The 1,685-nt window shown below is 62.9% G+C and carries 1 protein-coding gene; it reads left to right on the top strand.

All coding sequences use genetic code 11. The annotated features are described in order from the left end of the window. The coding region (locus AC2FI8_RS24480) for a right-handed parallel beta-helix repeat-containing protein (protein WP_496781249.1) at window positions 1-1,685 on the top strand (1,685 nt) is incomplete at both ends.

The following is a 1,685-nucleotide window of genomic DNA, read 5'->3' as shown; positions in this document are numbered from 1 at the left end:
GACCACAGCACGACGGTGGGCACTGCCGACAACCCGGAAGGGCGCTATTCGATCCACCTGCACGAGATCGGCACCGAGCCGGATTCGGCGACCTCGCTGATCGAGGGCAACGTGGTGTCGGGCAACCCGGGCTGGGGGATCGTGCAGCATTCCAGCCAGGCGCTGATCAACGACAACGTGGTCTATGACGTGACGGGCGGCGGCATCGTGTCCGAGATGGGCGACGAGACCGGCGAGTGGACCGGCAATCTGGTGACCTCGGTGACCGGGCCGAACGTGGCCGGTCAGACCGGCTCGGAAGGGGCGGCCTATGAGAACCAGTCGCGGGTGATCGTGCAGCAGGACAATATCGCGGCCAACTCGAAGATCGGCTGGAACTATTCGGGGCGCGAGAGCTTTGCCGAGGACGCGGACAATCCCAACGCGCCCAAGGACGGGATCCACCGGGAGATGTTCGAACGCGAGCAGCTGCCGTTCGATCCGTCGCCGCTCGACGTGGCGATCGACCACGAAGAGCCGCCGCTGTCGGAGTTCAACAACAACACCTCGATCGCCACGGGAACCGGGTTCCGGGTGTTCCACCGCCAGTTCTCGGACGACACGGACACGATGAGCGTGGTGACGGACTTTACCGTCTGGGGCGGCAAGGATGCGGTGCATCTGGACAATTATGCCTCGAATTACGAGTTCATCGACTCGGTCTGGCAGGGCACGGGCGAAGGGTTCCGGATCGAGCGCAAGACCTCGTCGGTGGTGTTCAACGATGTCGAGCTGCATGATTTCGGCACCGGCTATCACAGCTTCGGCGTGAACCACGAGGTGGTTCTGATCGACACCACCTTCCACAATGTCAGCACGGAATTCCGGCTGGAAGATCTGATGAAGAACATCACCGATTCCGGACAGAAGCAGGAATTGATCAACTATTTCCGGACGGAACATGGGATCGATTACACCAATCCGATGCCGCAGATCGTGGACAGCAGCACGCTGACCCCGGTCGATGCGGTGTATTTCACGCCGGATGCGGGCGCGGACCTGACCCTGGCTCCGGGCGACAATTCGCTGAACATCACCGGCACGATCACCGATTCCGTGGGGGTCCGGGTGTTCAACGACTACGTGATCGCCAAAACCCCGAGCGGCGGTGGCTCAAGCAAGGATTTCGACGGGATCAGCCTGACCCTGGCGGGCAGCGCCAGCGATGACCAGCGCCAGTTCACGCTGGACCAGCTTCTGTCGCTGCACGGCACCTGGCAGAAGAGCGATGGCAGCTGGGTGTCGCCGGTGGTCCACTGGATCACCGACCGCCTGACCGGTGACCAGCATCCGGTGATCATCGAGATCAAGCTGGAGGGCTTTTCGGACGAACAGATGCAATCCTATGCGCTGTCCGATTACCCCGACCCGGGCATCAACAACCCCGACTTCGACTATGGCTTCCTCGGCAACGCCACAACCGGCGACCATTCCGACCACACCGGTGGCGATACCGGCGACCACACCGGTGGCGATACCGGCGACCACACCGGTGGTGATACCGGCGACCACACCGGTGGTGATACCGGCGACCACACCGGTGGTGATACCGGCGACCACACCGGTGGCGATACCGGCGACCACACCGGTGGCGATACCGGCGACCACACCGGTGGCGATACCGGCGACCACACCGGTGGCGATAC

It is taken from the genome of Ruegeria sp. CDSB029 (assembly GCF_059611125.1).
Note: the sequence above shows the minus strand (reverse complement) of the source record. Positions and strands in the feature narration are given on the sequence as shown.